General features: G+C 66.6%; 23 protein-coding genes. 14 read left to right on the forward strand and 9 right to left on the reverse strand.

The window, feature by feature from the left end:
• Positions 1-8: 8 nt before the first annotated feature.
• The gene (locus FEI13_RS03020) at positions 9-2078 is read right to left on the reverse strand and encodes an autotransporter family protein (RefSeq protein ID WP_138179391.1); all 2070 of its coding nucleotides are present in this window, start codon (positions 2076-2078) and stop codon (positions 9-11) included.
• Positions 2079-2698: 620 nt separating this feature from the next.
• On the opposite strand from FEI13_RS03020, the gene FEI13_RS03025 reads away from it, so the two are divergent.
• From FEI13_RS03025 to FEI13_RS03045, 5 genes are all read left to right on the forward strand, one after another.
• A complete protein-coding gene (locus FEI13_RS03025; protein WP_138179393.1) occupies positions 2699-3187 on the forward strand; it encodes a metallophosphoesterase family protein in 489 nt (162 codons plus the stop codon).
• 76 nt (positions 3188-3263) lie between these two features.
• On the forward strand, positions 3264-4754 hold the full coding sequence (locus tag FEI13_RS03030) for a glutamate-cysteine ligase family protein (RefSeq protein WP_138179395.1): 1491 nt from the start codon (positions 3264-3266) through the stop codon (positions 4752-4754).
• Positions 4755-5783: a M14 family metallopeptidase gene (locus tag FEI13_RS03035; protein WP_138179396.1), complete on the forward strand. Its 1029-nt coding sequence runs from the start codon at positions 4755-4757 to the stop codon at positions 5781-5783.
• Between the two features lie 38 nt (positions 5784-5821).
• Complete coding sequence (locus FEI13_RS03040; protein ID WP_138179398.1) at positions 5822-6028, forward strand: hypothetical protein; 207 nt, start codon at positions 5822-5824, stop codon at positions 6026-6028.
• Between the two features lie 30 nt (positions 6029-6058).
• A complete protein-coding gene (locus FEI13_RS03045; protein ID WP_240036406.1) occupies positions 6059-6511 on the forward strand; it encodes a hypothetical protein in 453 nt (150 codons plus the stop codon).
• A gap of 24 nt (positions 6512-6535) precedes the next feature.
• Here the strand turns inward: FEI13_RS03045 and FEI13_RS03050 are convergent, their stop codons facing one another.
• From FEI13_RS03050 to FEI13_RS03060, 4 genes are all read right to left on the reverse strand, one after another.
• Positions 6536-7027, reverse strand: a complete 492-nt coding sequence (locus FEI13_RS03050; protein ID WP_138179400.1) for a methylated-DNA--[protein]-cysteine S-methyltransferase — start codon at positions 7025-7027, stop codon at positions 6536-6538.
• Positions 7028-7162: 135 nt separating this feature from the next.
• Positions 7163-7291, reverse strand: coding sequence for a putative transporter small subunit (locus tag FEI13_RS19365; protein WP_240036407.1), 129 nt, complete (start codon positions 7289-7291; stop codon positions 7163-7165).
• 56 nt (positions 7292-7347) lie between these two features.
• Complete coding sequence (locus FEI13_RS03055) at positions 7348-9054, reverse strand: sodium:solute symporter family protein (RefSeq protein WP_138179402.1); 1707 nt, start codon at positions 9052-9054, stop codon at positions 7348-7350.
• Positions 9055-9643: 589 nt separating this feature from the next.
• Positions 9644-10531 carry a DMT family transporter gene (locus tag FEI13_RS03060; RefSeq protein WP_138179404.1) on the reverse strand — a complete coding sequence of 296 codons (888 nt, stop codon included), beginning with the start codon at positions 10529-10531 and terminating at the stop codon, positions 9644-9646.
• A 105-nt stretch (positions 10532-10636) separates the two neighbouring features.
• Here FEI13_RS03060 and FEI13_RS03065 point away from each other — a divergent pair, with 105 nt between their 5' ends.
• The 8 genes from FEI13_RS03065 to FEI13_RS03100 all read left to right on the forward strand — a co-directional run bounded on the left by FEI13_RS03065 (position 10637) and on the right by FEI13_RS03100 (position 19125).
• The gene (locus FEI13_RS03065) at positions 10637-11503 is read left to right on the forward strand and encodes a LysR substrate-binding domain-containing protein (protein ID WP_138179406.1); all 867 of its coding nucleotides are present in this window, start codon (positions 10637-10639) and stop codon (positions 11501-11503) included.
• A 142-nt stretch (positions 11504-11645) separates the two neighbouring features.
• Complete coding sequence (locus tag FEI13_RS03070) at positions 11646-13136, forward strand: glutamate-cysteine ligase family protein (protein ID WP_138179408.1); 1491 nt, start codon at positions 11646-11648, stop codon at positions 13134-13136.
• On the forward strand, positions 13137-14162 hold the full coding sequence (locus FEI13_RS03075; RefSeq protein WP_138179410.1) for a M14 family metallopeptidase: 1026 nt from the start codon (positions 13137-13139) through the stop codon (positions 14160-14162). It abuts the gene before it with no gap.
• A 166-nt stretch (positions 14163-14328) separates the two neighbouring features.
• Entirely contained in the window at positions 14329-15816 is a 1488-nt protein-coding gene (locus tag FEI13_RS03080) for a protein adenylyltransferase SelO (protein WP_138179412.1), read from the forward strand.
• Between the two features lie 288 nt (positions 15817-16104).
• Positions 16105-16959 carry an ABC transporter substrate-binding protein gene (locus FEI13_RS03085; RefSeq protein ID WP_138179414.1) on the forward strand — a complete coding sequence of 285 codons (855 nt, stop codon included), beginning with the start codon at positions 16105-16107 and terminating at the stop codon, positions 16957-16959.
• A gap of 65 nt (positions 16960-17024) precedes the next feature.
• Positions 17025-17693 carry an amino acid ABC transporter permease gene (locus tag FEI13_RS03090; protein ID WP_138179416.1) on the forward strand — a complete coding sequence of 223 codons (669 nt, stop codon included), beginning with the start codon at positions 17025-17027 and terminating at the stop codon, positions 17691-17693.
• A 19-nt stretch (positions 17694-17712) separates the two neighbouring features.
• Positions 17713-18453 carry an amino acid ABC transporter ATP-binding protein gene (locus FEI13_RS03095; protein ID WP_138179418.1) on the forward strand — a complete coding sequence of 247 codons (741 nt, stop codon included), beginning with the start codon at positions 17713-17715 and terminating at the stop codon, positions 18451-18453.
• A 3-nt stretch (positions 18454-18456) separates the two neighbouring features.
• Entirely contained in the window at positions 18457-19125 is a 669-nt protein-coding gene (locus tag FEI13_RS03100) for an amino acid ABC transporter permease (protein ID WP_138179419.1), read from the forward strand.
• A gap of 131 nt (positions 19126-19256) precedes the next feature.
• On the opposite strand, the gene katG is transcribed toward FEI13_RS03100, so the two are convergent.
• The 3 genes from katG to FEI13_RS03115 form a co-directional block, all read right to left on the reverse strand.
• The gene (gene katG / locus FEI13_RS03105; RefSeq protein ID WP_138179421.1) at positions 19257-21437 is read right to left on the reverse strand and encodes a catalase/peroxidase HPI; all 2181 of its coding nucleotides are present in this window, start codon (positions 21435-21437) and stop codon (positions 19257-19259) included.
• 316 nt (positions 21438-21753) lie between these two features.
• Complete coding sequence (locus FEI13_RS03110; RefSeq protein ID WP_138179423.1) at positions 21754-22152, reverse strand: cupin domain-containing protein; 399 nt, start codon at positions 22150-22152, stop codon at positions 21754-21756.
• A 213-nt stretch (positions 22153-22365) separates the two neighbouring features.
• On the reverse strand, positions 22366-23316 hold the full coding sequence (locus tag FEI13_RS03115; RefSeq protein ID WP_138179425.1) for a LysR family transcriptional regulator: 951 nt from the start codon (positions 23314-23316) through the stop codon (positions 22366-22368).
• A 197-nt stretch (positions 23317-23513) separates the two neighbouring features.
• On the opposite strand from FEI13_RS03115, the gene FEI13_RS03120 reads away from it, so the two are divergent.
• Positions 23514-25013 (forward strand): CoA-acylating methylmalonate-semialdehyde dehydrogenase, encoded by a 1500-nt coding sequence (locus FEI13_RS03120; protein ID WP_138179427.1) that lies wholly within the window; start codon positions 23514-23516, stop codon positions 25011-25013.
• A gap of 75 nt (positions 25014-25088) precedes the next feature.
• Here FEI13_RS03120 and FEI13_RS03125 read toward each other — a convergent pair whose 3' ends face one another.
• The gene (locus FEI13_RS03125; protein WP_138179429.1) at positions 25089-26798 is read right to left on the reverse strand and encodes a DEAD/DEAH box helicase family protein; all 1710 of its coding nucleotides are present in this window, start codon (positions 26796-26798) and stop codon (positions 25089-25091) included.
• Positions 26799-26909: the final 111 nt, after the last annotated feature.

Consider the following 26909-nt stretch of genomic DNA (forward strand, 5'->3'; position numbering starts at 1 on the left):
AGCAACACTCAGAATTCTTGGCGGAACTGTAACTCTACGCCATATTCTGCATAGTCGCTGTGGCCGAACAGCGCCTCGCCGTTCATCGACAGAGTGCGATTCAGCCCCAGGCCTTTGGAGAGTCCCACGCCCAAGCGACCGTAATCATTGTCCGAATCCGGGGTCTCAACGTTGAAGACATTGTTGGGTGAGTTGACGAAGGCCGTAGCGACGGATGAGCCGGAGTTCTTGAACTCATGCTCCCAGGCTAGCGACAGCGTTCCGGTCAGGCTCTCGGTCATTTGATAGGCGGCACTGGCTCCCAGCTCGGAGGTCAGCGATTCGAGGCGGTTATCGCCGATGCGCAGTGCCGTGGCGGTGCCGCTTTCCTCGAATCCGTCAATCTCGACATGGATGTAGTTGAGATAGGCGAAGGGCTGAACCATCAGCCGGCGATTAAGGTTGTAGTCGCGAAGCAGGCCCAGTGAGGCGAAGGTCGCCTCGCCATCGGTATTGCCGTGAGCGGTACCGAAGCCCGTGTCGCGCTCGGTGTCGAAATCCACCCAGCTGTAGCCCAGGCTGGCCTCCAGGTACGTGTCGGGCATCAGAGTCCGGGAGCCATACAAGGTCAGACCGTAGGTGTCGCTGTCGGTGCCTCCGGAAGACTGGTCAAAATCGGCATCGCTGGTTGCGTAATTGAGCGAAGCCCCCAGCTGGGTCTTGTCATTGAGATAGCGATCGACACCCGCTACCAGTGAATAAGTGGAGGAGTCGAAACCGTTGGCTTCGGCGGTGGTGTCCTGGTCGCCATGGGTGTACTTACCACGGAGGAAGTAGCCCACTCCCCCAAGGTCACCGGAGGCGGCCCCACCCCGTAGCTCTCGCATCTTGGCGGTGGTGTCGGAGTTCAGCGCGATGTTGCCGTCGTAGTAGTCCATCAGGTTGATATCGGCTACGTTGGCGCCTGCCTGCCGCAGGAGCGCCAGGCGGTTACGCAAGGTGCTCATCACCGCCCGGCTGTTCTGCATCGCGGTCTGCAGCATCTGATTGACTTGGTACTGCGTCAGCTGGCGGTATTCCTCCGCAGTCTTCGTCTCGCCGGCCACTTCCTGCAGTTCTTCGCTCGATGAATTCGCCAGCGCGGCGCAGATCGATGCCACCTTGCCGCTGGCATTGCTACAATCGACCCCGATCACCGGCGCCGTGCCCTGTGTGATCTCGGCCACGAGGCTGGCGAGTTCACCGGTCAAGGCATTGAGAGCATCGGCATCGTCATAGACACTGCGGAGCGCATCGATGTCCATCACGGTCCCCCCCGAGGCCAGCGCCAGCTCGCTGTAATCCCCTTGGGTGGTGCCGTACCCCGTCGCTATTTTGTATCCCTGCACCTTGATGATGCGACCCTGATCGTCCCTGACATAGGCATGGCCGGTCTTGGGGTCCGCGCCCACCACGGCCACGGCTTCACGTCCCTTCAGGTCGGTAAACACCTGATCGACCACCGCATGGACCACGGTGTTGTTCTGAGCCAGCTGGTCCTGGATATAGGCCTTGTCCAGCTCAGTCATACCTTGCGGCAAGTGCCCGGTCTCCAGGCTGGTGGTGTCGTTATCGCGGTCCTCATCGGAGATCAGCATGATGGAGGAGCCGGCGCTACCGCGGAAGGTGAAATTGCGATAGGTGTAGTCGATGGCCCGGTAACCGTCTTCGGTACCCCCGCTGGTGTTCAGCTCTGCGGTCGCGGCGTCGAACTCGGAAGCATCCCCCCAGACATCGGCCGGGGTATTACCCAGCAGGAAGTGGCGGTAGAGCGCTGCCCCTGTTTCACGCCCGGCTTCATTGGTCGCCGAATCTGCGGAGGCACTGCCGCCGAAGCCGACCAGGCCATATTGGTTGAGGGTGACATTCTGTTCTTGGAGCAACTGGTCCAGGTTGCTGACGTAGGAGCCGATGAAGGCATGCTCGCCGGACATGGAGCCTGATTCATCGATCACCACGGCCATGTCAAGCGTGGCAGAGCCGGCTGCTTGGCCATGGGCCTGGCCGGCGATGGTGGCACCGATGGCGACGGCCAACCAAGAAGGCTTGAAGTGTTTCATTGTTGAGTTCCCTGTGATGTTCCCTGTTCAAATCCTTGACGGGGGCTGGTGCGCAGCTGGCCTGCGGCTGCTGCACCACCGGCGAGGCGGTCAGGCCGGCCGGATGTGCTTCGCTTGTGGTACGACTCTTTTTATTGCCCCCGCCCTGAAGCGGACATGGCGCGAACCTGAGGCAATGGTGAACTGGCTCTGCTCGACATCCATGTCAGTGAAGTCGTTTATTCAGCACAAGCGAAACTGGTTTAGCTTATATAGTCATGCTGCATAAAACCAATTAGCGAAGGTTGTTAAATACTTCACTTTTTGTAGGAAAAAGCAGACAGTCTATGCAAGAGATCCGCTCATATCGCACGCCCGCTATTAGGGAAATCGAACAAGGTGGGTCTCATGGCAGAGCAAGGCTCTCTACCCGGCTGGTCATGACGGGATCAGGTCGGGCAGCCTGCCTTGGCGGGAGTTATTGTGCTCATGGCGAGGAGGCAGACCTGGGCACCAGGTTGCGCAGATCCTTGGTCTTGTCGTCTGGGGATAGTCGCTCCAGGACCTCTCAGTACGGCCTTTACGAGATATCCACGGCCGCTGGGCAAGATCAGGCACGCCAGTTCGATGGGAACGTTCTCATGGAGTGCGTCACTTTTGTGTTTGACGCCCCGATCGGGGTGATCGCCGACACCCACGGCACGCTGCGCGACGAGGCGCTGGCGCTGCTCGAGGGCAGCGGGCTGATCCTGCACCTCGGCGACGTGGGCAGCCGGGACCGGGACGAGGCAATCCTCGCGCGGCTGGCCGAGCTGGCGCCGGTTTACGCCGTGCGCGGCAACGTCGATACCGCCGCCTGGGCCGAGCGGCTGCCCTGGCATCTGGACCTCGCGATCAACGGCTGGCGGCTGCACCTGGTGCACGATATCGCCGACTTCGACGTCGCCACCTCCTGCGATGCCGTGCTCCACGGCCACTCCCACAAGGCGCGCAACGAATGGCGCGACGGCCGGCTGCTGTTCAATCCCGGCGGTGCCGGCCGTCGCCGCTTCTCGCTGCCGCTGACCCTGGGGAAGCTGTGGGCCGACGAGCGGGCCCTGCGCGGCGCCACCCTGCATCTGCCGCTGTGATCCGCCTCCGGTGTCCCATCCCCGGCGTCTTTACCTAGACTGATGACAAACACGGCCGCTCCGGGGAGTGGATGCGATGGGCGCGATCATCGACCGCGACGCCTTCTCGGTGTCGGACTATCAGCGCTTCGGCAAACGCCTGCGGGACAGCGTCGAGGTGCTACGCGAGCTGCTCGCCCAGCCGGGCTTCGGGGCGGGGCTACCCAGCATCGGCGCCGAGCTGGAGGCCTACATCGTCGACGACCGGGGCCGAGTCGCGCTGCTCAATCAAGCCCTGGTCGAGGCCCTGCAAGACCCCCAGCTGCAGCTGGAGCTCAACCGCTTCAACATCGAGTACAACCTGGCGCCGCTGCCGCTCGCGGGCGGCCCGCTGCAGGCCCTGGAGCGCCAGCTGCTCGAGGCCCTGGCGCGGCTCGAGGCGGCCGCGGCGCCTCACCGGGCCCACGTGGTGCCGATCGGCATCCTCCCCACCCTGCGCCGGACGGACCTGGGGGAGCACGCCATGAGCGACCTGCCGCGCTATCGCGCCCTGGAGCAGGGCCTCAAGCGGCTGCGCGGCGCGCCCTTCGATGTCGAGATCCGCGGCGAGGACAGCGTGCGGGTCAGCAGCGACCATGTGGTCCTGGAGGGGGCCAACACCTCCTTCCAGCTCCATTTGCGGGTGCCCCCCGAGCGCTTCGCCGCGACCTTCAACACCGCCCAGGTCGTCACCCCGCTGGTGCTGGCGCTCTCCGCCAATTCACCGCTCTTCCTGCAGCGCCGGCTGTGGGACGAGACCCGCGTCGCCCTGTTCAAGCAGGCGGTGGACTGCCGGATGCGCGGTGCCGACCGCTGGCAGCAGCCGGGGCGGGTGAGCTTCGGCCAGGGCTGGGTGCGCGAGGGCGCCGGCGAGCTGTTCGCCGAGGCGGTGGCCCTCTACCCGCCGATCCTGCCGCTCACGTCCGACGCCCGTCCCGAGGATCCTCCGCCCGGCACCACGGCGCCGGGGCTTTCCGAGTTGCGGCTGCACATGGGCACCGTCTGGTCCTGGAACCGGGCGGTCTACGATCCCGCCGATGGCGGCCACCTGCGGGTAGAGATGCGCGCCCTGCCGTCGGGGCCGACCGCCGTGGACATGGTGGCCAACGTGGCCCTGCTGCTGGGGCTGGTGGCCGCCCTGCGCGACGACATCACCGAGTGGCTGAGCGCCATGCCGTTCCGCTATGCCGACTACAACTTCTATCGCGCCGCCCAGTCGGGGCTGGACGCCCGGCTGATGTGGCCGCATCGCAAGCACCATCGCCTGGAGGAGACGCCGGTGGTGACGCTGCTCGAACGGCTGCTGCCCGAGGTCCCGCGGGGGCTGCGTGCCCTGGGCGTGGCGGATGCCGACAGCCATCGCTACCTCGGAGTGATCGCCGAGCGCCTCCAGGCGCGGACCAGCCCTGCCCGCTGGCAGCGTCGGAAGCTGACGCATCTCGAAGCGCAGGGCCTGTCCCGCGGCAAGGCCTGTCATCGACTGCTCGACGCCTACCGCACGGCGGCGGCAACCAACCGGCCGGTGGCGCGCTGGCCGCAGGAGGAGTGAATGGAGGGACTGTCGCTGCCGGTCATCACCGATCCACCGGATGACCATCGCGAAGTCGAGGCCTGGCTCCAGACCCTCGGCGGGCCCGTCTGGCTCATGCTCGAGGGGGAGGATGACCGGTGCTGCCGGGTGGTCACCACCCTGCTGCACGGCAACGAACCCTCCGGCACCCTGGCGCTGCACCGCTGGCTGGTGGAGCGCCCTCGGCCCCGTACCCGGCTGGTGGTGTTGCTGGCCAACGTCCGGGGAGCGCTGTCGCATCCGGCCTTTACCCATCGCCATACCCCGGACGACCGGGATCTCAATCGCTGTTTCCAGCCCCCCTTCGACGGGCCGGCCGGGGAGCTTGCCTGGGCCATCATCCAGGACCTGGAGGCCTGGGCGCCGGAATGCATCATCGACCTCCACAACACCTCCGGCAACGGGCCCGGCTTCGCCGTGAGCACTCGTCGCCACCCGGTCATCGAGACCCTGACCGGGCGTTTATGCGAGCAGTTGGTCGTCACCGACCTGCGGCTGGGCAGCCTGATGGAGCTGCCGCTCTGGAGGCCGCGGCTGGCGGACTGTCCCGTCTTCACCCTCGAGTGCGGCGGCGCCCTGCAACCCGCCGCCCGTGACGTGGCCGAGGGTCTGTATCGGCTGCTCGCTGAGTGTCCGGACCTGACGGCCCTGCCCGCTGCTTCGGGGCTCGAGGTGCTGGTGCATCCGCTGCGGGTGGAACTGCGACCCGGGGCCAGCGTCGCCTACGACCGCTCGCCCTGTCCCGACGTGGACGTGACGCTCTGGGCGCGGATCGACGAGCACAACCGTGGCGTGACCACTCCGGCCGCCACCCTCGGCTGGCTGGGCCCCAGGGGCCTTTCCTGCCTGCAGGCGCGTGACGGGGAAGGCCGGGAGCATGTCGGGGAGCTGCTCTGCGTGCGGCAGGGACGGCTCCATGCTCGCCGCCCGCTGCGCCTGTTCATGGCCACCACCAACAGCGATATCGCCCGCAGCGATTGCCTCTTCTATGCGGTTCCTTTCGCGTAGGCGAGGCGACCATCGAGAGTCCCGGAGGCCCCTTTACCATGAGCGCCTCGACGCCCCTGACCACGCCGGACGGCCGCTACCCAGTGGTGCGCGGCCGCCTCTGGCGCTGCACGAATCCCGAACTGCCCGAGGCGCAGCGCCAGGCGTGGATGATGAGCCAGTCGCCTGACTGGCGAGCTGTCCAGGCTTGCCCCCCTCCTGGTGCCGTGGACTATGCTGGGAAGCAGGCCGCGGTATGGCCTTGATTGATCGTTGGAAATTCTCAGGAGGCATGCATGGCACACATGATTTCCTTCGCCAGGGGCGCCTCGTGCACCTTGACTGCTGCCTTGTTGCTGGCGGCGGGGCCCGTCCTGGCAAGTGAAGGGCACGATCTGACTTTCTCAGGGGACGGCACCTTCGTGGCCCCGCATGGAGGCCAGGCCATTCAGGTGGCGCTCTACGATGTGACGGCCGGGGAGGTCGTGGCTACCGACGTCGGCACGGTGTCGGCAGACGAGCCGCCGGCCTTTTCCTTCACCTTCACCGGGGCCCTGAAGGAGGACCGGCTCTATGATGTGCACTACTGGATCGACTCCAACTTCGGCGGCGGCAGCGAAGGCAGCTGCGATCCGGTCAACGTCGATCACCAGTGGCGCGTGGCGCTTACCGATATCAGCGAGTCGCTCACTGTCGAGGTGATCCACGATCCTGCCGAGCAGGCACCCGTCTGCACCAGTTTCGAATAACCCGCTGACTGCTCCTCGGGTCAATCAACTCAGCGCGAAGGGCACCTCGCCGGCTTCGTGGGCCAGTAGCCACTGCTTGCGGCCGAGGCCGCCGGCATAGCCGGTGAGGCGGCCGTCACTGCCGATTACCCGATGGCAGGGCACCACGATGGCCAGCGGGTTCTTGCCGTTGGCCGCCCCCACCGCGCGCTGGCCGCCGCGGCAGTGCAGCTGTTCGGCGATTTCGGCATAGCAGCGGGTCTCGCCGAAGGGAATGGTGGCAAGTGCCTGCCAGACGCGCCGCTGGAAGTTGGTTCCCTCGGGCGCGAGCGGCAGGTCGAAGGCGTGGCGGGTGCCGGCGAAGTACTCGTCGAGCTGGGCGCGGGCCTGCTCGGTGGCCGCGCCGGGACGGGCCGGCTCCTCGGCCTCCCTCACGAAGGCGATCTCGGTGAGGCCGTCGGCGCTGGCGCGCAGGCGGATCAGGCCGAGGGCGTCGGATTCCGGTGGGCGATAGTAGTCCAGGGCGTGGTCCGTCATCGTCGTGGCTCTCTGTTGAGGCGACCCGGGTCGCGGGGCGTGTCTTTTCAGTCTAGCCGCTGCTCCCCGCCGAACCGAATGAAAAAGGGCCCCGCCGGCAGCTGCCGGCGGGGCCCTTCGCGTGGCGGTGACGGGTCACACGAGCTCGCGGTGCTCGCGCTTGGCAGCCCGGCGGTCGCGCAGCACGGCGCGGCAGATCAGCACCAGCACGCCCAGGGTCAGGGCGGGCCAGACGAGCACATAGAAGCCGTAGAGCAGGGTCATGGTCGTTCTCCTCATGGCGACGCCGATGGCCGGCGCCACGGTGGATGGTGTCCGGCTCAGCGCTGGCCAGCCAGGGTGGCGGAGGTCGGCGCCGCAGCCTGGCCAGGTGCCGCCGCGGGCTCGGCGTGGGCCTGGTCGTAGTCGCCTACCCGCTCGCCGATGGTGGCGAAGTCGAAGCGCTCCTGGCGGCTCGCCAGGCTCATCACCACGCACACCAGGGTGCTGGTACCGTAGGCGGTCAGTGAGGCCAGCAGCACGGTGTACTCGCGCAGGAAGCCGGTGGCGAAGACCAGCATCGCCAGCAGGGCGAGGCCGCCGGCGAGAAAGCCCATCGCGCGGCCGAGGAAGCCGAAGGCCATCAGGCCGATGATCACGCCGCCGCCGATGCTCGCCAGCAGCTCGAAGAGCAGGCCGGTGGCGCCGTCGAGCGGCAGCCACTCGAAGCGCGCCAGGCAGAACATCACCATGGCCACCAGCACCGAGGTGGTGAAGGCGGCGTTGGTGATGCGATCCCAGAAGCAGCTGGCGATCACCGGGAAGACGATGGCGCCCCACAGCGCGCCGACGAAGACCAGCATCACCAGGATATCCAGCGAGAAGCTGGCGAAGACGATGCCCACCGCGGTGGCCACGATCATGGTCAGGCGGCCGACCAGCAGCATGCGCTGGGGGTTGGCCTTGCCTCGGGCGAGGTTCTTGCCGTAGACGTCGGCCATCATGATCGCCGACAGCGCCGAGAGATCGGAGTCGGCGGTGGAGGAGAGCGAGCCGATCACCAGGATGAAGAACAGCGCGATGAACACCGGCGGCAGGTAGCCCGAGACCATCTGCGGGATCAGGTTGTTCATGTCACCGTTCAGGGGCTCGATGCCCAGCGTCAGCGCCATCAGCCCGATCATGCCGAGGCCGATGACGATGGCGCCGTAGCCCACGGTGGCGGTGAGGAAGGTCGGCTTGATGTGCTCCTCGTTCACCGCGAACAGGCGCTGGGAGATGGTCTGGTTGCCGATGGCGTAGGCCAGCACGGCGACGAAGAAGGGCGCACCCTGGTGGAGGATGGCGTCCATCGAGAAGAAGTCGGCCTGCTCGACCGTCAGGTTGTCGAGGCCGGCGACCAGCTCGCTGGGGCCGCCCATGGCGAAGAACACCGCGGGAATGATCACCACGGCGATGGCCATCAGCGCCACCAGCTGGGCGAAGTCGGTCATCACCGAGGCGCGAAATCCCGACCACAGGGTGTAGAGCAGCACGCCGACGCCGGCGATGATCACTCCGGCCTGGAAGGAGAGCGGCGAGAGCACCGAGACCAGGGCGCCGGCGGCGGTGAAGTTGACCATCAGGCTGATCACGCTGCCGAGCACGTTGGAGAGCGCCAGGATCAGCTGGCTGGAGCTGCCGTGGCGGGCGTGGATCAGCTCGCCCAGGGTGTGAGCATTGGGGGCGAGCTTGCGGAAGCGCCGGCCGAACGGGTAGATGAAGAGGATCATCAGCGCCCCCCAGAGCCCGTAGTGGATGGGGCCCGAGACGCCGTAGGTGTAGCCGGAGGTGGCGGCGGCGTAGAAGGACGCGGCCCAGATCCAGGTGGCGGTCATGCTGGCCGCGCCGATGCCGAAGCCGATGCGGTGGTTCGAGACCATGAAGGCGTCGGCGTCTTCCTTCTTCTTGCGGATGCCGAGCGTGAGCAGGTAGGTGCCGCCATAGAAGGCGAGCATCAGCAGGATGACGGTCAGGGTCGAGAATTGATGGAGCGATGCGCTGTTCAAAAGCAGTCCCTCGGTGAGTGGAAAGGGCGCGTCACGGGGTGGCCGCGCAGGGGGCGGCTGCCCGACGCGATGGTCGGTCAGGGGAGGGGGGATCGCGCACGCGGCGTCGGTATCGGGCCTGAGGCCGATAGGGTCTGTATCAACGCGTCTAGATCAGCGCTCAAGGCAAGCGCGACTCAAACAGCGCGGTCTGTCAGCAGACGGTGCAGAGGCGCACGGGCCGTCGGTGGCGGCGCCGCGTGGCGTTACCCGGGGAAGGAGCGGGCTGGCGGCGGGCGGCGCGGCATGCAGCGGCCCTGTTCGGCGTAGTGGGGCGACATGGATTCCTTCTCTATCGATGGCGTCGGCGACGGACAGTCGAAAGTGCCGGCGATCCAGTCTGCGGTGAAGCGAGACCAGTCGGTCACGGAGGTGACCGCCTCGAAGGCGCGGTGGGGAGACCGCGTCGAGGCGACATTACCCTACTGGCCCGGCGAGAAGATGTCCAATCTGTCACGAGATGGCGGGCAATTGCGTCCAGCGTCTCGAAAAACGAGCAACGCCTCGCCGGGGCGAGGCGCGTGGCGCAAGCGGCGGCCCGTCCGGGCGCTCAGCGCGTCGAGGCCGTGACGCTTCCCCACAGCACCAGCCCGGCGGCCAGCGGCAGTCGCCAGTCCGGCGAAGTGACCCCGGCGATCACCAGGAAGAGGGTAGCCAGCACCGGCACGGCGTGGGCCAGGTTGCCCAGCCGATGCGCCTGCGGGTCGCCGAGGGCGCGGTCCCAGGCGAGCATGGCGATGCCGTAGGGGCCCAGGCCCAGGGCGGCGGTGGCCAGCAGCTCCCGTGACGAGGGCAGCTCGCTCACCCCTTCCAGCGCCAGGCTGGCGATGCCGGTCATGACGCTGGCGATCAGCAGCAGGTGCGGCATGCGCTCGCCGAAGCGGAAGCTCGGGACCTGGCTCGCCAGCGAGAAGAGGGCCCAGCACAGCGCCGTGCCGAAGGCCAGCAGGTAGCCGCCCCAGGCGCCGGAAACGCCGCTGCTCAGTGCCTGGGGCACCACCAGCAGGGCGGCGCCCGAGAAGGCCAGCAGCGCGCCGCCGAGGGTGGCCAGTGGCAGGCGCCGCAGCACCATCCAGCGGCTCGCCAGCAGGAAGATGACCGGCCAGGTGTAGGTGATCAGCGCGGCCTCGGCGGGCGGCGCCAGGGAGAAGGCGGCGAAGCAGGCGCCCACGGCCCCGGCCATCAGCAGCGCGCCGAGGAGGTTGATCGCCACGCCCTGGATCCGCGTGGGCATGGCCGCGCGCGGCCGCCGGCGGCGCGCCATGGGCAGGGTGCCCAGCGCGCCGGCCAGCAGCGCCATGGCCGAGAGGCGCAGCGGCGGCAGGTCGCCGGCGGCAATCATCAGCAGCGGCACCAGCGCCCAGAGGATGATGGCCAAGCCGGCGGCGCCGGCACCAGGCCAGGGAAAACGGGAAACGCCTAACGTATGGCCCAGCATGATCGCTACCTCCTTGCCCAGTGAGTGACGAGGGCATGCTATCCGGTCCATGCTCATCACAAAATCAATCCTTATTGATGCGACCTATCAAGGATGGTGATGTATATGCGCGCCCCGACCCTCGACCTCGGCCTGTTACGAACCCTGGTGGCGGTGGCCGATACCGGCAGCGTGACCGCTGCTGCGAGACGCCTGGCCTACACCCAATCCACCGTCAGCATGCAGCTGCAGCGCCTGGAGAGCGCGCTGGGCGTGACCCTGCACGAGCGCGAGGGGCGGCGGCTGCGCTTCACTGCCGAGGGCGAGCGGCTGCTCGGTCATGCCAGGAAACTGCTGCTGCTCAACGACGAGGCGCTCGCCGACATGCGCACGCGCCGGGTCACCGGCGATCTCAACCTAGGCATCCCCGAGGACTACGCCAGCCTGCTCACCTCGGTGTTCTCCTGGTTTCACCAGCTCTACCCCGAAGTGCGCCTGCAGGTGACCTGTGGCACCAGCGCCCACCTGATGGAGCAGGTGCGGGCCGACGAGCTGGATCTGGCGCTGGTGACCCGCCAGCGCCGCTCGCCGGGCGGTGAGTTCATCCGTCGCGAGCCGCTCGCTTGGGCGGTGGGCCTGCAGCACCAGCCTTCGCTGACCGACCCCCTGCCGCTGGCGCTCTACTCACTGGGCGCCGACCTGTTCAGGGAAGTGGCCGAGCAGTCGCTGGCCGCGGCGGGCCGCGACTGGCGAGTGGCCTACACCAGCCAGTCGATGGTCGGCCTGGGCCCGGTGGTGCAGGCGGGCCTCGCCATCGTGGTGGTAACGCGCAGCATGCTGACGCCCCAGCTGCGCGCCTTGGACGAGTCGAGCGGCCTGCCGGCGTTGCCGGCCGTGGAGCTGGCGCTGCACCGCGCCGCCCGGCGACCCACCGAGCCCGCCCGGCGCCTGGCCGAGCTGATCCGTGAGGAGCTCGCCCTGGGGGAGGGGTGAGGTGCAGGACAATGGCCGTGGCGGCGTTGACCTCCCTGCTCGAGGCGACACGGCGCGGCCAGGGGGGCGGTTAGTCGGGTCTGGACGTGGCGTTGTCGCCTAAACTCAGGGTGTCACTGGCCGTTCTCGACGGGGGCGGTATATGGGGTCGATCATCGAACGTGATGCCTTCACGGCAGCCGATTTCCGGCTGTTCAGCAGGCGCCTCAGGGCCAGCCTGGGCATCCTCCGGGAGTGGCTGGCCCAGCCGGGGGCCGGTACCGGCCCCGTGACGATTGGGGCGGAGCTGGAAAGCTATCTTGCCGATGATGGCGGCCGGGTGCTGAATATCAATCAGGCGCTCCTGGACGAGCTGCAGGATCCCCAGCTGCAGCTCGAGCTGAACCGCTTCAATATCGAGTACAACCTTGCTCCCCTGTCGCTCCAGGGGGGGCCGCTGCATGCCCTCGAGCAGCAGCTGCTGCAGGTGTTGGCGCGGTTGCAGGCAGCCGCCAAGCGCCACCAGGGGCGAGTTGTCCCCATCGGCATCCTGCCTACCCTGCGTGCCGAGGACCTCGGCGAACATGCCATGACCGATCTGCCGCGCTACCGGGCCCTCGAGCGAGAGCTCAAGCGCCTGCGCGGCGAGGATTTCAGCGTCGAGATCCATGGGGACGATACCATCAAGGTCAGCAGCTCCCACGTGGTGCTGGAGGGGGCCAATACCTCCTGCCAGCTCCACCTGCGCGTCTCTCCCGAGCGCTATGCCGATACCTTCAACGCCATCCAACTGGTCACCCCGCTGGTGCTGGCACTCAGTGCCAATTCGCCGCTGTTTCTGCAGCATCGCCTGTGGGAAGAGACCCGCATCGCCCTGTTCAAGCAGTCGGTGGACTGCCGCATGCGCAACCGTGGGCGCTGGCGTCAGCCGTCCCGCGTGGCCTTCGGCCAGGGCTGGGTGCGTCGCGGTGCCTGGGAGCTGTTCGCCGAGACGGTTGCCCTGTATCAGCCGATCATGCCCGTGAACAGCGAGGGGCCGTTCGGCGGCTGGCAGCCCGGCACCAGTGCCCCGGCCCTACCGGAGCTACGCCTGCATATGGGTACCGTCTGGCCCTGGAATCGGGCCGTCTACGATCCTGCCTTCGGCGGACACCTGCGGGTGGAGATGCGTGCCCTGCCTTCGGGGCCCACCGCCGTGGACATGGTGGCCAACACTGCCCTGATGCTCGGCCTGGTGGCCGGGCTGCGCGAGGACATCGAGAGTTGGTTGAGTGCCATGCCCTTCCGCTATGCCGAGTACAACTTCTACCGAGCCGCCCAGCATGGCCTGGCGGCGCGGCTGTTGTGGCCTCATCGCCGGCACCAACGGCTCGAGGAAACGCCCGTCGTGGCCTTGCTGGAGCGCTTGCTGCCCCATGCCCGCCAGGGCTTGCGGTGGCTGGGGGTGGAGGAGGCCGACAGCGCCCCCTATCTGTCGACGATCGAGCATCGCCTGGCGGCGCGCCTCAACGGTGCGCGCTGGCAGCGCGAGGTGATGCAGGGCTTCGAACGGCAGGGCCTCGGCCGGCTCGAGGCCTGCCACCGGATGCTGGCGCGCTATTGTGAGGCGTCGCTGGCCAACCGGCCGGTGTCCAGCTGGTCGAGGGAGGTGTGAATGGTTACGACGCGCTTGCCCGTTCTCCGCGACCCGCCGGTCGACCACGACGATGTGGGCACCTGGGTGGCATCCCTGGGCGGGCCCACCTGGATCGTCCTGTCGGGAGACGACGCGCGACGCTGCCGGGTGGTCACCACCCTGCTGCATGGCAACGAGCCCTCCGGGGTCATGGCGCTGCACCGCTGGCTGGCGACCCAGCCCCGTCCGCGCACGCGGCTGGCGGTACTGGTGGCCAATGTCGGTGCCGCCCTGACGCCGCCGCACTTCACCCACCGCAGCGTCCCTGGCGAGCGTGACCTCAACCGCTGCTTCCGGCCGCCCCATGCAGGGGTCTCCGGGGTGCTGGCCGCGGCGATCGCCGAGGATATCCAGGCCTGGGCGCCCGAGTGTGTCATCGACATGCACAACACCTCGGGCAATGGCCCGTCCTTTGCCGTCGCCACCGTACGTGACCCTTTTCTCGAACGGCTGGCGGGGCAGTTTTGCGACCGGCTGATCGTCACCGACTTCCGTCTCGGTAGCCTGATGGAGCTGCCCTTGGTCGTGCCGGCTCTCGCCCCTTGCCCGATGCTGACCCTGGAGTGTGGTGGTGCCCTGCAACCCGCGGCGCGGGAGGTGGCCGGTACCGTCTTCCGTCGACTGGCCGAGTGGTCGGACCTGACGGCGCTGGAGCCCCATCCCGACCTCGATGTGCTGGTCCACCCGTTGCGCGTGGAGCTCCGCCCCGGGGCCAGCATCGCCTATGCGCGCGAGCCCCAGCCCGGGGTGGACGTGACACTCTGGGCTCGCATCGACGAGCACAATCGCGGCCTGACGCTGCCGGACACCTTCCTCGGCTGGCTGGGGGAGGAGGGTCTGGCGTGTCTGCAGGCCTGCGATGCGCGGGGACAGGACCACCTCCACGAGCTGCTCTGCGAACGTCAGGGCCGGCTCTATCCCCGCTGCCCGATGCGCCTGTTCATGGCCACCACCAACGTCGAGATCGCCCGCAGCGATTGCCTGTTCTATAGCGTGCCGCTTTGAGCCTCGCCCGCGGTCGCTCGGCTCCCGGCCCCTTTGCCGCGCAGGGAATGTTGGCCGCCGTTCCCTGTCCCTGTAGGGTAAGCAGCCTGTCGGACTCGAAATCCGTGATACTCGCGACGACCGGTCAAGCCCGACAGGCTGCTAGGGCCCGACCACAGGAGGCGCCATGTTCCCCACCTTCACCCTGCGCTACGCCCGCCTGCCGGACCGCTTCTTCGTGCGCTTCGATCCTGTGCCGGTGGAAGCGCCGCGGCTCTTGGCCTTCAACCGGCCGCTGGCCGAGGAGCTGGGCTTCGATCTCGATGCCTTCGATGAGCAAAAAGCTACCGAGGCGCTGGCCGGCAATGTCGTGCCGCAAGGCGCCGAGCCGCTAGCCCAGGCCTATGCCGGTCACCAGTTCGGCCACTTCAATCCGCGCCTGGGCGACGGCCGGGCCGTGCTGCTGGGCGAGGTGACCGACCGCGAGGGGCGGCTGCGCGACCTCCAGCTCAAGGGCGCCGGTTGCACACCCTTCTCCCGCGGGGCCGACGGGCGCGCGCCGCTCGGCCCGGTGCTGCGCGAGTACCTGGTCAGCGAGGCGATGCACGTGCTGGGCATTCCCACCACCCGCGCGCTGGCCGCGGTGAGCACCGGCGAGCGGGTCTTTCGCCGGGTGCCCGAGCCCGGCGCCGTGCTGACCCGGGTGGCCTCGAGCCACCTGCGCGTGGGCACCTTCCAGTACTTCGCCGCACGTGGCGATAAGGAGGCCATTCGCTTGCTGGCGGACCTGGCCATCGAGCGGCACCATCCGCATCTCGCTGCACTGCCCCCGGAGACGCGCTATCTCTCGCTGGTGGAGGCCGTCCAGGCTGGCCAGGCCCGGCTCGTCGCCGGCTGGATGGGGCTCGGGTTCATCCACGGCGTGATGAATACCGACAACGCCTCGATCGCCGGCGAGACGATCGACTACGGCCCCTGCGCCTTCATGGAGGCCTTCGATCCCGAGCAGGTGTTCAGCTCCATCGATGAGGGTGGCCGCTACGCCTATCGCAACCAGCCGTGGATCGCCCAGTGGAACCTGGCGCGCTTCGCCGAGACCCTGATCCCGCTGATCGACGATGACGCCGACCGCGCCGTGGAGCGGGCCACCGCGGTGATCCAGGCCTACCCGGCGCAGTACGAGGCCGAGTGGCTGGCGGTGATGCGCAAGAAACTGGGGCTGGCAGGTGAGGAAGAGGGCGACCGCGAACTGGTCGAGGCCTTCCTCGAGGCCCAGAAGGCCGGCCGCGCCGACTTCACCCTGGCCTTCCGCACCCTGGCCGATGCCGTCGAGTCCGGGGCGGGCAGGGGCGAAGGCGAGGGGGCGCTGCTGGGGCTCTTCGAGTCCCGGGAGGTCATCGAGGCCTGGCTGCCCCGCTGGCGGACGCGGCTGGCCCGGGAAGAGGCGTCACCGACGACGATCGCCGCGCGGCTGCGCGCGACCAATCCGCTCTATATCCCGCGCAACCAGCGGGTGGAAGAGGCGCTGGCCGCGGCCGCCGAGGGCGACCTCGCGCCCTTCGAGACGCTTGCCGAGGTGCTGGCGCATCCCTTCGAGGCCCAGCCCGGCCGCGAGGCCTACGCCCGGCCGGCGCCGGCCGGCGAGGCCGTCTTCCGCACCTTCTGCGGGACCTGAGTTGGCAGCCATGTCTACCAGCCGTGGCTATTGATCAAGGCCGGATGGCCTTTCCGTGTCCTGCATACCATAGTTCTACGCAGAGTCGGTGTTTGAGCAAGAGGTATGGAGAGGCTTCATGTTGCAGACCGTCTGCCCCTCTTCCCGGTGGGGCGGTGGTCATGGCGCGCGCAGGTGTCGTGCCGCAGTGTTGCAGAGATGCGTTCCTGTGGTGATTTGACAGTCGTGAAACGGCGCACTCATATTGACGTGGCGGAATAATAAAACTCACCAACACGCGAGAATGCCATGAAAGGAATAAAAGCATCGCTTTTGCCTGCCGCCCTGATGGGAACCATGGTCATCGGCAGCGGACTGGCCACGACCGCCTTTGCACAGGATCCCTACACGGTTGGTGTGGAAGCCTCCTTCCCGCCTTGGGCCTATGTGGAGGGGGGAGAGTTCAAGGGCATCGCCATCGACGCCATGGAAGCGATCGCCGAGGAGGTCGGCATCGAGATCGAGTTCCAGGACATGCCTTTCCCGTCTCTGATTCCGGCACTGGCGGCGGAAAAGATCGATATCCTCGCCACCGGCCTCACCGTCACCGAAGAACGTAGCGAAAACATCGATTTCACTATCCCTTGGTGGGAAACCAACGACGTCGTACTGGTGCCCGAAGACTCTGATCTCAATGTCTTTACCGCCGTATGCTGCGGAGCCCGTATTGGCGTTCAGGGCGGCTCTTCACAGCAGGCCTGGATGGAAGAGAACGTGGTAAATTCCAGCGATATCGACGTCGAGCTGGCCAAATACGACAATTACGTCACCGCCGTGGATGACATGGCGATCGGTCGTATCTCCTCGGTCATTGTCGACGATACCTCCGCTCAGGAGTACATCAATGCTGGCAAGCCGGTGAAGATGGCGGGCAAGATCTTTATCCGCGCACCGCTGGCGCTAGCGGTATCCAAGAACGACCCCCAGGAGATCCTCGGCGACCTGAACCAGGGGATCCTGGCCATCTATGAGTCCGGCGAGTGGGGCGAGATCGTCGACGAGTACATCCCCGGTGTCACCGTCCCTGCCATTCCGGGGCACATGCCGGACTTCGTTGACACCTACCAGAAGCCAGTGGCCGGTCTTCCCGAGCTGGGTAACTAACAAGTTGCGATGACGTCGGGCGTCCTTCCTGGTGGGAGGGCGCCCGTCACGTTAGGGAAGTCGGCATGGATATCTACGACGTACTGCTACGCGATTTTCCCTTCCTGTTGAAGGGGCTGGGGGTGGCCATCGTGCTGTTGGCCGCCCTGTTGACGATCGGCTTCGTGCTGGGCATGGCGATCTGCCTGGTGCAGCTCTATGGCCCAAGGGCCCGACTGGTGCAGTGGCCACTGACCCTCTATGAACGTGTGTTCAGGGGTGTGCCGATCATCATCATGCTGTTCATCTTCTTCTATGGCATGTCGGGTGTTATCGACATCTCGGCCTTCGGTGCCGCCATACTGGCCATGGGACTGCGTTCGGCGGCCTACCAGTCGCAGATATTCCGCAGTGCCTTCCAGTCGGTGCCAGCCGGGCAGATGATGGCCGCCCGAGCCATGGGCATGTCCAAGATCAAGGCGATTCGACACATCGTCTTTCCTCAGGCGGCGCGGCATGCCATCGGCCCCTGGACCAACGAGTTCTCCTCGGAGATCAAGGAGACCTCCCTGGCTTATGTCATCGGAGTGGTTGAGCTGACCCGGCAGGCGCATTACATCATTACCAGTACCCAGGGCAACGTGTTGACGGTGTTTGCCGTGGTGGCGCTGCTGTATTTCATCCTCAATCGGACAGGCAACAGCCTGCTGTATGCCCTTGAACGCAAGCTGGCCGTGCCGGGCTTCGAAAAATGATGCGAGAGGAATGCCGATAATGGCCGACGATCTGATTCTGGACGTGCAGGATGTGAAGAAGGCTTACGACGGCCTCGAGGTGCTCAAGGGTATCGGCTTCAGTCTGAAAAAGGGTGAGACCAAGGTGCTGATCGGCCCCTCTGGCTCGGGCAAGAGTACCCTGCTGCGCTGTATCAATCACCTCACGGTGCCGGACGCCGGGCGCATCTATCTCAACGGCGATGAGGTGCTGGATTCCAATATCGACGCCATGCGATCGCGGATGGGATTCGTCTTCCAGGACTTCAACCTCTTCTCGCACCTGACGGTGCTCGACAACGTGCGCCTCTGTCAGATCAAGGTCAACGGTACGGACAAGGAAACCGCTACCCAGCGGGCGCATCGTGAACTGGAACGGGTCGGCCTGGGTGACAAGGCCGCGGCCTATCCGGCCGAGCTCTCCGGTGGCCAGCAGCAGCGCGTCTCCATTGCCCGGGCCCTGGCGATGGACCCCGACGTGCTGCTGTTCGACGAGCCCACCTCGGCGCTGGACCCGGAATTGACCGGCGAGGTGGTGAGGGTGATGCAGCAGTTGGCCATCGAGGGCATGACCATGGTGGTGGTTACCCACGAGATGAGCTTCGCTCGGCAGGCCGCCGACGAGATCATCTTCATGGAGAATGGCGTCATCGTCGAGCAGGGGTCACCTGAGAGCATGTTCACCGAGTCCACGCACGAGAGGACCCGGGCCTTCCTCAACGTCATTGCGGAGCACGGGTGAGCCATGCGGGAATTTTTCGAGTTTGGCATCGAGTGGCTGCCCGAGCTGCTGAAGGGGGTGCCAGTCACGCTGGCACTGTGGGTGATCGCCATCACTCTGGGGTTTTTCCTGGGGCTGGTGCTTTGCTGGGCCAGGGTCTACGGCAATCGTCTCTTCTACTGGATCAGCACCGTCTACGTGGAGCTGTTTCGCGGTACGCCGATGCTGGTGCAGATGTTCTTCATCTACCTGGGGCTTCCCCATGTGGGCATCGTCTTCGACGCCTTCACTGCCGCAGTGATCGCGATCACCCTCAACAGTGCTGCTTACCAGGCCGAGTATTTCCGCGGCTCGGTGCTCTCGGTGCCCAAGGGGCAACTAGTGGCCGCAAGGGCTTGCGGCATGAGCCAATGGCAAGCGATCCGTCACATCATGCTGCCCCAGGCGCTGCGGCGCGTGATTCCACAGTGGTCCAACGAAGCGATCATCGAGCTTAAGTTCACTTCCATCGCCTATACCATCGGCGTGGTCGAGATCACTTCCATTGCCTCGGATATCGGCTCGCGCACACTGGACTTCTTCATGGTCTTCGTTTGGGCAGGGGTGATTTACCTCGTGCTCACCTCCACGGTGGCGAGCCTGCTGGGGCTCCTGGAGCGGCGGACATATGTGCCCGGGGTGACAACCCACTGACACTCCCGGGCTAGCCGAGCGATCTTCCTGGCCGGGCAAGAGGTCACGCAGAGGGGTAACAAGAAGACGCCCGGGTGCAGCACCCGGGCGTCTCTGTAGTGGCCGGGCTGGGTGCCCGGCTTGGCCCACTATCAGGCCTGGAGCTTCTCCAGGTCGAAGCGGTCGGCGTTCATCACCTTGGTCCAGGCCTTGGCGAAGTCCTTGACGAACTTCTCCTGGTTGTCGTCCTGGGCGTAGACCTCGGCGTAGGAGCGCAGGATGGAGTTGGAGCCGAATACCAGGTCGATGCGGCTGGCGGTCCACTTCACCTGATCGCTCTTGCGGTCGCGAATCTCGTAGAGGTTGTTGCCCGCGGGCTTCCAGGTGTTGCCCATGTCGGTCAGGTTGACGAAGAAGTCATTGGTCAGCTGACCCTCGCGGTCGGTGAACACGCCATGCTTGGTGCCGCCGTGGTTGGTGCCGAGCATGCGCATGCCGCCGATCAGCACGGTCATCTCCGGGCCGGTCAGCCCCATCAGCTGGGCCCGGTCGAGCAGCATCTCCTCCGGCTTGACCACATAGTCCTTCTTCTGCCAGTTGCGGAAGCCATCGGCCAGCGGCTCCAACGGCTCGAACGAATCGACGTCGGTCATCTCGTCGCTGGCGTCGCCGCGACCCGGCGCGAAGGGCACCAGGATGTCGTGGCCGGCGGCCTTCGCGGCCTGCTCGATGCCCACGCTGCCGCCCAGTACGATGACGTCGGCCACGCTGGCACCGCTGTCGGCGGCGATCTTCTCGTAGACCTTGAGCGCCTTGGCCAGGCGGTCCGGCTCGTTGCCTTCCCAGTCCTTCTGCGGGGCCAGGCGGATACGCGCACCGTTGGCGCCGCCGCGCATGTCGGAGCCGCGGAAGGTACGGGCGCTGTCCCAGGCGGTGCTGACCATCTCGCCGATGGAGAGGCCGCTCCCGGCGATTTGCTTCTTGACCGCCTCGATGGAGTAGTCGGTGCTGCCGGCCGGTACCGGATCCTGCCAGATCAGGTCCTCCTCGGGTGCTTCGGGGCCGATGTAGCGCGACTTCGGCCCCATGTCGCGGTGGATCAGCTTGAACCAGGCGCGGGCAAAGCAGTCCTTGAAGTACTCGGGATCCTTGCGGAAGTCCTCGAGGATTCTGCGGTAGTCAGGATGGACCTTCATGCCCATGTCCGCGTCGGTCATGATGGGGTTGTGGCGGATGGACGGGTCGCTGGCGTCGACCGGCTTGTCCTCCTCCTTCATGTCCACCGGCTCCCACTGGTTGGCGCCGGCGGGGCTCTTCTTCAGCTCCCACTCGTGGTCGAGCAGGGCGTCGAAGTAGCCCATGTCGAATTCGAGGGGTTTCTTGGTCCAGGCGCCCTCGATACCTGAGGTGATCGCGTTGGCGGCCTTGCCGCCCATGTTCGGGTTATGCCAGCCGAAGCCCTGGGCCTCGACGGCGGCGGCTTCCGGCTCCGGGCCGAGCGCTTCGGCATCACCGTTGCCGTGGCACTTGCCGACGGTATGACCGCCGACGGTCAGCGCCGCGGTCTCCTCGTCGTTCATGGCCATCCGGGCGAAGGTCTCGCGGACCTGCTCGGCGGTCTTCATGGGATCCGGCTGGCCGTTGACGCCCTCCGGGTTCACGTAGATCAGGCCCATCTGCACCGCGGCCAGCGGATTCTCCATGGTGTCGGGCTTCTCGACGTTGCCGTAGCGCTCGTCTGAGGGGGCCAGCCACTCCTTCTCGGCCCCCCAGTAGATGTCCTTCTCGGGGTGCCAGATGTCTTCGCGGCCGAAGGAGAAGCCGAAGGTCTTGAAGCCCATGGACTCGTAGGCGACGTTGCCGGCCAGGATGATCAGGTCGGCCCAGCTGATCTTGTTGCCGTACTTCTTCTTGATCGGCCACAGCAGGCGGCGCGCCTTGTCGAGGCTGGCGTTGTCCGGCCAGGAGTTGATGGGCGCGAAGCGCTGGTTGCCCGTGCCACCGCCGCCGCGTCCGTCGGCGATGCGGTAGGTGCCAGCCGCGTGCCAGGCCATCCGGATCATCAGGCCGCCGTAGTGCCCCCAGTCGGCCGGCCACCACGCCTGGCTGTCGGTCATCAGGGCGTGCATGTCCTTCTTGAGCGCATCGAAGTCGAGCTTCTTGACCTCCTCGCGATAGTCGAAGTCCTCGCCCATCGGATCGGTCTTGCGATCGTGCTGATGAAGGATGTCCAGGTTCAGGGACTCCGGCCACCAGTCGGTGTTGGAATGACCGCTGGCGGTCTGGCCTCCGTGCATCACCGGACACTTGCCGGCGTTCTGCTGATCACCCATGTCGCTCTCCAATCTGGCTTCGTTGTGTTCACTGCTACCTGTGTATAGACGATGGCAGTCCTGCGGAACAATGAGGGCGGTCAACCATCGGTCTCCAGCAGGCCTGATGGCTGGCCCTCCTTGTCCTGTGAGTTCAAGTTACGCCCCGGCGGTCCATTAGCTCAATGTGACATTGCCGACCATGTCGATAGCGAATCTTTATCGTGCCGTCCATGCCTCGCCTGACGAGGGATTTCGGGCCGGGTCGCGGGAAGGAAGGGACCGATCGGGGCAGGCCCCGATCGATCCTCTGTCGTCGCGCTGCCAGGGCGTCAGCTCATTCGGGCTGGGAGACCATGATGGGCTCGCCCTTGGGGCCCACCTGGAAGACGACGAAGCTGGCGCCATCGCTGCTCATTGTCCTGGCGACCATCGGGCGATCGGGGGGTTCCTGGAAGCCCTCGCCGGCCGATATGCTCAAGGGCTCCTGGCCTTCAACATCGACCTCGATGGTCCCCTCGATCACGTAGACGAAGACGTGTCCCGGATGGATGTGGCGATCCGTCACCCAGTCCTCGCCCACATCGAAGCGCACGATGTTGGCCTCCATCTCCTCCTGGCCCTCGAGTGTCGATTTCAGTATCGAGGTCGTCTCGCCGGCGGCGAGCAGGGGCATGAAGGCCAGGGCAGCGACCAGGGCAGAGGCGGCGCCCATGGCTGTCCGGTGTGGATTCATGATTTCCTCCTTCCACCTGGGGTGGTAGTCGGATACGGGGGTGCCGTCGCGGGGAGCCACGGCCGGGCACGCCTGACGACTGCCGACCAGGAGCTCCCCACCGGCATTCCTCACTATAGTCCCGTCCAGGCGGGTTCGCCCTGCGGCAAGCCGCCGGTGGCTCGTGCCCGAAGTCCTCGTGCGTTCGCGCACCGGTACCCCGGTGGCATGCGCTCAGGAGGGGCTGACCTCGGGGACCACCATCGCCTTCGCCTCGCCCATCAGGAAGGCGCGGTTGGCCTCCAGCGCCTCGCGCAGAAAGTCCCAGAGCAGGCGTACCCGCGCCAGCCGACGCTGCTCCTGGCGGGCGGTGATCCAGAACTGGCGGTCGATCGCCACCTCGTCTTCCAGCACGTTCACCAGGGCGTCCGAGGTGCTCGCCATGAAGCAGGGCAGCACGGCGAGCCCGGCGCCCTGCAGGCAGGCGGCGTGCTGAGTGGTCACGCTGGTGCTGCGCATGGCGAAGTGCGGCCCGGGATGGCCGACCACCGCCGGGTCGAGCAGCGGCTCCAGGTAGCTGAGCTGCTCGCTGAAGATCAGGTCGTCGACATAGCCGATCAGCCGATGGGCGCCCAGCGCGGAGAGCCGCGCCGGGGTGCCGTGGCGGGCGAGGTACGCTTCGCTGCCGTAGAGGCGCAGCCGATAGTCGCAGAGCCGCGAGATGACGAGCCCCGGGCTCACCGGGCGCTCCACGGTGATGGCGAGGTCCGCCTCGTGGCGGCTCAGGTTGACGACCCGCGGCAGGGCCAGCAGGTCCAGGGTCACGCCCGGGTGTCGCTCGCAGAAGGCCGAGAGCAGCGGGGCGATCACCCAGGTGCCGAAGCCCTCGGTCACCCCCAGGCGGATCTGGCCGCTGATCTGGTGGTTCTTGTCGGTGAGGCTCTCGCCCGCCTCGAAGGCGTGGCGGGCCATCTCCTCGGCGTGGGCGAGCAGCTGCTGGCCGGCCTCGGTGAGGTGGTAGCCGTGGGTGCTGCGCTCGAACAGCTGGGTGTTGAGGGCCTGCTCGAAGCGCCTCGTGCGCCGCGACAGGGTGGAGTGATCCAGCCCCAGGCGCCGGGCGGCGTCGGTGAGCCGCTCGCTGCGGGCCACCTCGAGGAAGATCTGGATATCTTGCCAGTCCAGCATAGGTGGCGTCTCCTGCCGTTCTTGGTTGTGCATAGGTGCACAAGCAATGTGCCCGAGTGCGCGTTGTCAGGCCATCCGACCTCTGTATAGACTCGAAACTCTCAGGCTTCGTGCCAGCATGCACACAGTATCGAAAACACTCGTAATAACACTCTCGAACACGATCTCCCACAACCACAACGTCCAGGAGCACGATCATGTCCGTTCGCGAAACGCCGATGTACATCGACGGCCAGCCCGTCCAGTCCCAGAGCCAGGAGTGGCGCGACGTGGTCAACCCGGCCACCCAGGAGGTGGTCGCGAGGGTTCCGTTCTGCACCGCCGAGGAGGTCGAGCGGGCGGTGGCCAGCGCCAAGGAGGCCTTCAAGACCTGGCGCAAGGTGCCGCTGGGCAAGCGCATGCGCATCATGCTCAAGCTCCAGGCGCTGATCCGCGAGAACACCGATGAGCTGGCCGCGCTGATCAGCGAGGAGCACGGCAAGACCCTGCCGGATGCGGCCGGCGAGGTGGGTCGCGGCCTGGAAGTGGTGGAGCACGCCTGTTCGATCACCTCCCTGCAGCTCGGCGAGCTGGCAGAGAACGCCGCCAATGAGGTGGACGTCTACAGCCTCCACCAGCCGCTGGGCGTGGGCGCCGGCATCACCGCCTTCAACTTCCCGATCATGCTGCCCTGCTTCATGTTCCCGCTGGCCATCGCCACCGGTAACACCTTCGTGCTCAAGCCCTCCGAGCAGGACCCGACCTCCACCATGCGCCTGGTCGAGCTGGCCCACGAGGCGGGCGTGCCCGCCGGCGTGCTCAACGTGGTGCACGGCGGCCCGGACGTGGCCAACCAGATCGCCGATCACGCCGACATCAAGGCGCTCTCCTTCATCGGCTCCACCCACGTCGGCTCGCTGCTCTACGATCGCGCCGCCGCCGCCGGCAAGCGCATGCAGGCGATGATGGGCGCCAAGAACCACTGCGTGGTGATGCCGGACGCCAACCGCAGCCAGGCCATCAACAACCTGCTGGGCTCCGCCTTCGGCGCCGCCGGACAGCGCTGCATGGCCAACTCCGTGGTAGTGCTGGTGGGCGAGGCCCGCGAGTGGCTCGAGGACATCGCCGAGGGCGCCCGCAACATGAAGGTCGGCCCCGGCACCCAGACGGACGCCGACCTCGGCCCGCTGGTCTCCCCCCAGGCCAAGGAGCGCGTGGAGCGCCTGATCGCCACCGGCGAGCAGGAGGGCGCCAAGCTGCTGGTCGACGGCCGCGGCTGCCAGGTGGAGGGCTACCCGAACGGCAACTTCGTCGGCCCGACCCTGTTCAGCGACGTGACCCCGGAGATGACCATCTACCGCGAGGAGATCTTCGGGCCGGTGCTCTGCGTGCTTAGCGTCGAGACCCTCGACGAGGCGATCGCCTTCATCAACGCCAACCCCAACGGCAACGGCACCTCGATCTTCACCAACTCCGGCTGGGTGGCGCGTCGCTTCGAGAGCGACATCGACGTCGGCCAGGTGGGCATCAACGTGCCGATCCCGGTGCCGGTCGCCTACTTCAGCTTCACCGGCTCGCGGGGCTCCAAGCTTGGCGACCTGGGCCCCAACGGCAAGCAGGCGATCAGCTTCTGGACCCAGACCAAGACCGTCACCGCCCGCTGGTTCGAGCCGGAGAACGTCTCCAGCGGCATCAACAGCACCATCTCGCTGGGCTGATCACGACTCGCCCCGCGGGCATCGGCGGCCCCGTCTCGAGAGAGGCGGGGCCGCTCTGTCATCTCGGGGGCGGTGCTATCGCTCGGGCACCCCGAGGGCGGCGAACAGCGCCGCGAGTTCCGGGTCCTGCCGTCTGGCCCGCAGGAGGGCGGGGTCCACCACCGAGAAGCGGCCTGCAGTGGCTAGCAGGTACACCTGGCCGGTTGTCGCGTCGACGAAGCGGACCTCCGGCACCTTGGCGAGGCATTGCTTGAGGAAGCCACAGTTCCGGCCGACCGCCAGGCCGTCGTGGTCGGGATAGACCTCCGCCGGGCAGGTCGCCCGGATGTTGATCCGCTTGTAGCGCTCGATGTTGACCAGGCCCAGGGGCGCCAGGATGTGCAGGACCTCGCGGTTGCCATAGGCGATGGTCGTCGGCGGGGTGTGCTTGGGGACGCTGTTGTCGAGGAAGCGGTACTCGAGCCGGGGATGCCGGTTGTCCAGCCACTTGAACAGCAGCCTGGGCATGCCGTCGTAGGCCTCCACGCAGTGCCCCAGGAAGTCCTCCACCGCCTTGTAGCGTCCCCGTGCCAGGCCTCGCTCCCAGCCCCGTTCCACCGTCGCCTCCGGCGGGGTGACGATGAAATAGAAGTACATGGTGGCGACATACTTCGCATAGGTGGCATCCAGCAGCCGCGGCACCCTGTCCAGGGAGAAGCTGTCGAAACGGAACCGGTCGATCAGCAGGTTCGGGATGGAACGGTCCCGCCGAGCCTTGTCGCGGATGTAGCGATCCAGCTTGGCATCGATGAGCTTGACCTCCTTGCCAGCGAGGCGGCCGGCATACTTGTAGGCCTCGCCCAGGGCGTCATAGTCGAGCAGCAGCCGGCGCCAGATGTCGGGGGAGATGGTGCCGTACTGGTCCGGCCGGATGCCCAGGTCCCTCAGCGTGTCCTTCAGGAAGGGGCGCAGCGAACTCTTGCCGGCTGCCGAGGCCCCCTTGAGGCTGATCAGGACCGGCTCCCTGGCGTTGGGCAGCCGGCTGTAGCCCTCGTTCTCCACGGCGCGCGCGACATGGGGGGCGATCTTCTCGCCGAGGTAGAGGCTGCCGAAGTCGTTGCACACCCGCCGGGTGATCAAGCTTGCCAAAAGCGCCCTGTCTACCCCGATATGACCCTGGCGGCTGGCGATCGAGTTCAGGACACGGTAGGTGCTCTTGTAGATGGCCCGTTCCAAGTCGCCACGGGCGGCCAGCCCCGTGTCCTTGATGCCCTGGATCACCTCATGGTGCCGTTCCTCGATGGACCGGTTATCCGCCTGCCGTGGCGGGGGCCGGCGTTGGCTGAACCAACGCGATAGCCAGAAGGCGGGTTCGGGCGCGCCCGGCGTCGGTTCGGGCGCGAAGGCCGAGGAGAGGATGTCGCCCACTCGGGCGTGGACCTCATCATACAGTCGGGCGTGTTCCTGGCGAAGCGTCGGCAGATCGGGAGCCAGGTAGTCGAGGAGGATCTTGCGGGCGATGTCGCGGAAGTGCAGCCCCAGCAGCTCTTCCTCTTCCCCCTCCAGGACCACGATATCGGCCGTCACCTGCACGATCACCTCGTGCAGCACCAGGCGGTCCGCCTTGAACGCGACCAGTTCCTCCTCCGCGAGCCCGGTGAGGGCGCTCAACTCGGGGATATCGGCAAGGCGCGAGTCGACATTGGCGGTGTGATGAATCGTCTCCAGGGCCCGGTAACGGCGGGGCAGGTCGGCCTCCAGGCCGGGGTGCCACGCCGAACAGTCGGGGCCGGCTCGCTCGAGCATATCGATAGTCCCTGCGTGCGGCAGTGAGGCGGGGGTGATGTGGAGCCGGACGGCGCCGCCTCGTGATCCTCGCGACCCCCAGGGCTGCGGGTGATGCACAATGCCCGTCGG

Source organism: Halomonas urmiana (assembly GCF_005780185.1).
Taxonomy (GTDB): domain Bacteria; phylum Pseudomonadota; class Gammaproteobacteria; order Pseudomonadales; family Halomonadaceae; genus Halomonas; species Halomonas urmiana.

Bases quoted from the DNA above. Each gene is read 5' to 3' on its own strand.
- FEI13_RS03020 (WP_138179391.1), bottom strand. From the start codon at position 2,078: ATGAAACACTTCAAGCCTTCTTGGTTGGCCGTCGCCATCGGTGCCACC.
- FEI13_RS03025 (WP_138179393.1), top strand. From the start codon at position 2,699: ATGGAGTGCGTCACTTTTGTGTTTGACGCCCCGATCGGGGTGATCGCC.
- FEI13_RS03030 (WP_138179395.1), top strand. From the start codon at position 3,264: ATGGGCGCGATCATCGACCGCGACGCCTTCTCGGTGTCGGACTATCAG.
- FEI13_RS03035 (WP_138179396.1), top strand. From the start codon at position 4,755: ATGGAGGGACTGTCGCTGCCGGTCATCACCGATCCACCGGATGACCAT.
- FEI13_RS03040 (WP_138179398.1), top strand. From the start codon at position 5,822: ATGAGCGCCTCGACGCCCCTGACCACGCCGGACGGCCGCTACCCAGTG.
- FEI13_RS03045 (WP_240036406.1), top strand. From the start codon at position 6,059: ATGGCACACATGATTTCCTTCGCCAGGGGCGCCTCGTGCACCTTGACT.
- FEI13_RS03050 (WP_138179400.1), bottom strand. From the start codon at position 7,027: ATGACGGACCACGCCCTGGACTACTATCGCCCACCGGAATCCGACGCC.
- FEI13_RS19365 (WP_240036407.1), bottom strand. From the start codon at position 7,291: ATGACCCTGCTCTACGGCTTCTATGTGCTCGTCTGGCCCGCCCTGACC.
- FEI13_RS03060 (WP_138179404.1), bottom strand. From the start codon at position 10,531: ATGCTGGGCCATACGTTAGGCGTTTCCCGTTTTCCCTGGCCTGGTGCC.
- FEI13_RS03065 (WP_138179406.1), top strand. From the start codon at position 10,637: ATGCGCGCCCCGACCCTCGACCTCGGCCTGTTACGAACCCTGGTGGCG.
- FEI13_RS03070 (WP_138179408.1), top strand. From the start codon at position 11,646: ATGGGGTCGATCATCGAACGTGATGCCTTCACGGCAGCCGATTTCCGG.
- FEI13_RS03075 (WP_138179410.1), top strand. From the start codon at position 13,137: ATGGTTACGACGCGCTTGCCCGTTCTCCGCGACCCGCCGGTCGACCAC.
- FEI13_RS03080 (WP_138179412.1), top strand. From the start codon at position 14,329: ATGTTCCCCACCTTCACCCTGCGCTACGCCCGCCTGCCGGACCGCTTC.
- FEI13_RS03085 (WP_138179414.1), top strand. From the start codon at position 16,105: ATGAAAGGAATAAAAGCATCGCTTTTGCCTGCCGCCCTGATGGGAACC.
- FEI13_RS03090 (WP_138179416.1), top strand. From the start codon at position 17,025: ATGGATATCTACGACGTACTGCTACGCGATTTTCCCTTCCTGTTGAAG.
- FEI13_RS03095 (WP_138179418.1), top strand. From the start codon at position 17,713: ATGGCCGACGATCTGATTCTGGACGTGCAGGATGTGAAGAAGGCTTAC.
- FEI13_RS03100 (WP_138179419.1), top strand. From the start codon at position 18,457: ATGCGGGAATTTTTCGAGTTTGGCATCGAGTGGCTGCCCGAGCTGCTG.
- katG (WP_138179421.1), bottom strand. From the start codon at position 21,437: ATGGGTGATCAGCAGAACGCCGGCAAGTGTCCGGTGATGCACGGAGGC.
- FEI13_RS03110 (WP_138179423.1), bottom strand. From the start codon at position 22,152: ATGAATCCACACCGGACAGCCATGGGCGCCGCCTCTGCCCTGGTCGCT.
- FEI13_RS03115 (WP_138179425.1), bottom strand. From the start codon at position 23,316: ATGCTGGACTGGCAAGATATCCAGATCTTCCTCGAGGTGGCCCGCAGC.
- FEI13_RS03120 (WP_138179427.1), top strand. From the start codon at position 23,514: ATGTCCGTTCGCGAAACGCCGATGTACATCGACGGCCAGCCCGTCCAG.
- FEI13_RS03125 (WP_138179429.1), bottom strand. From the start codon at position 26,798: ATGCTCGAGCGAGCCGGCCCCGACTGTTCGGCGTGGCACCCCGGCCTG.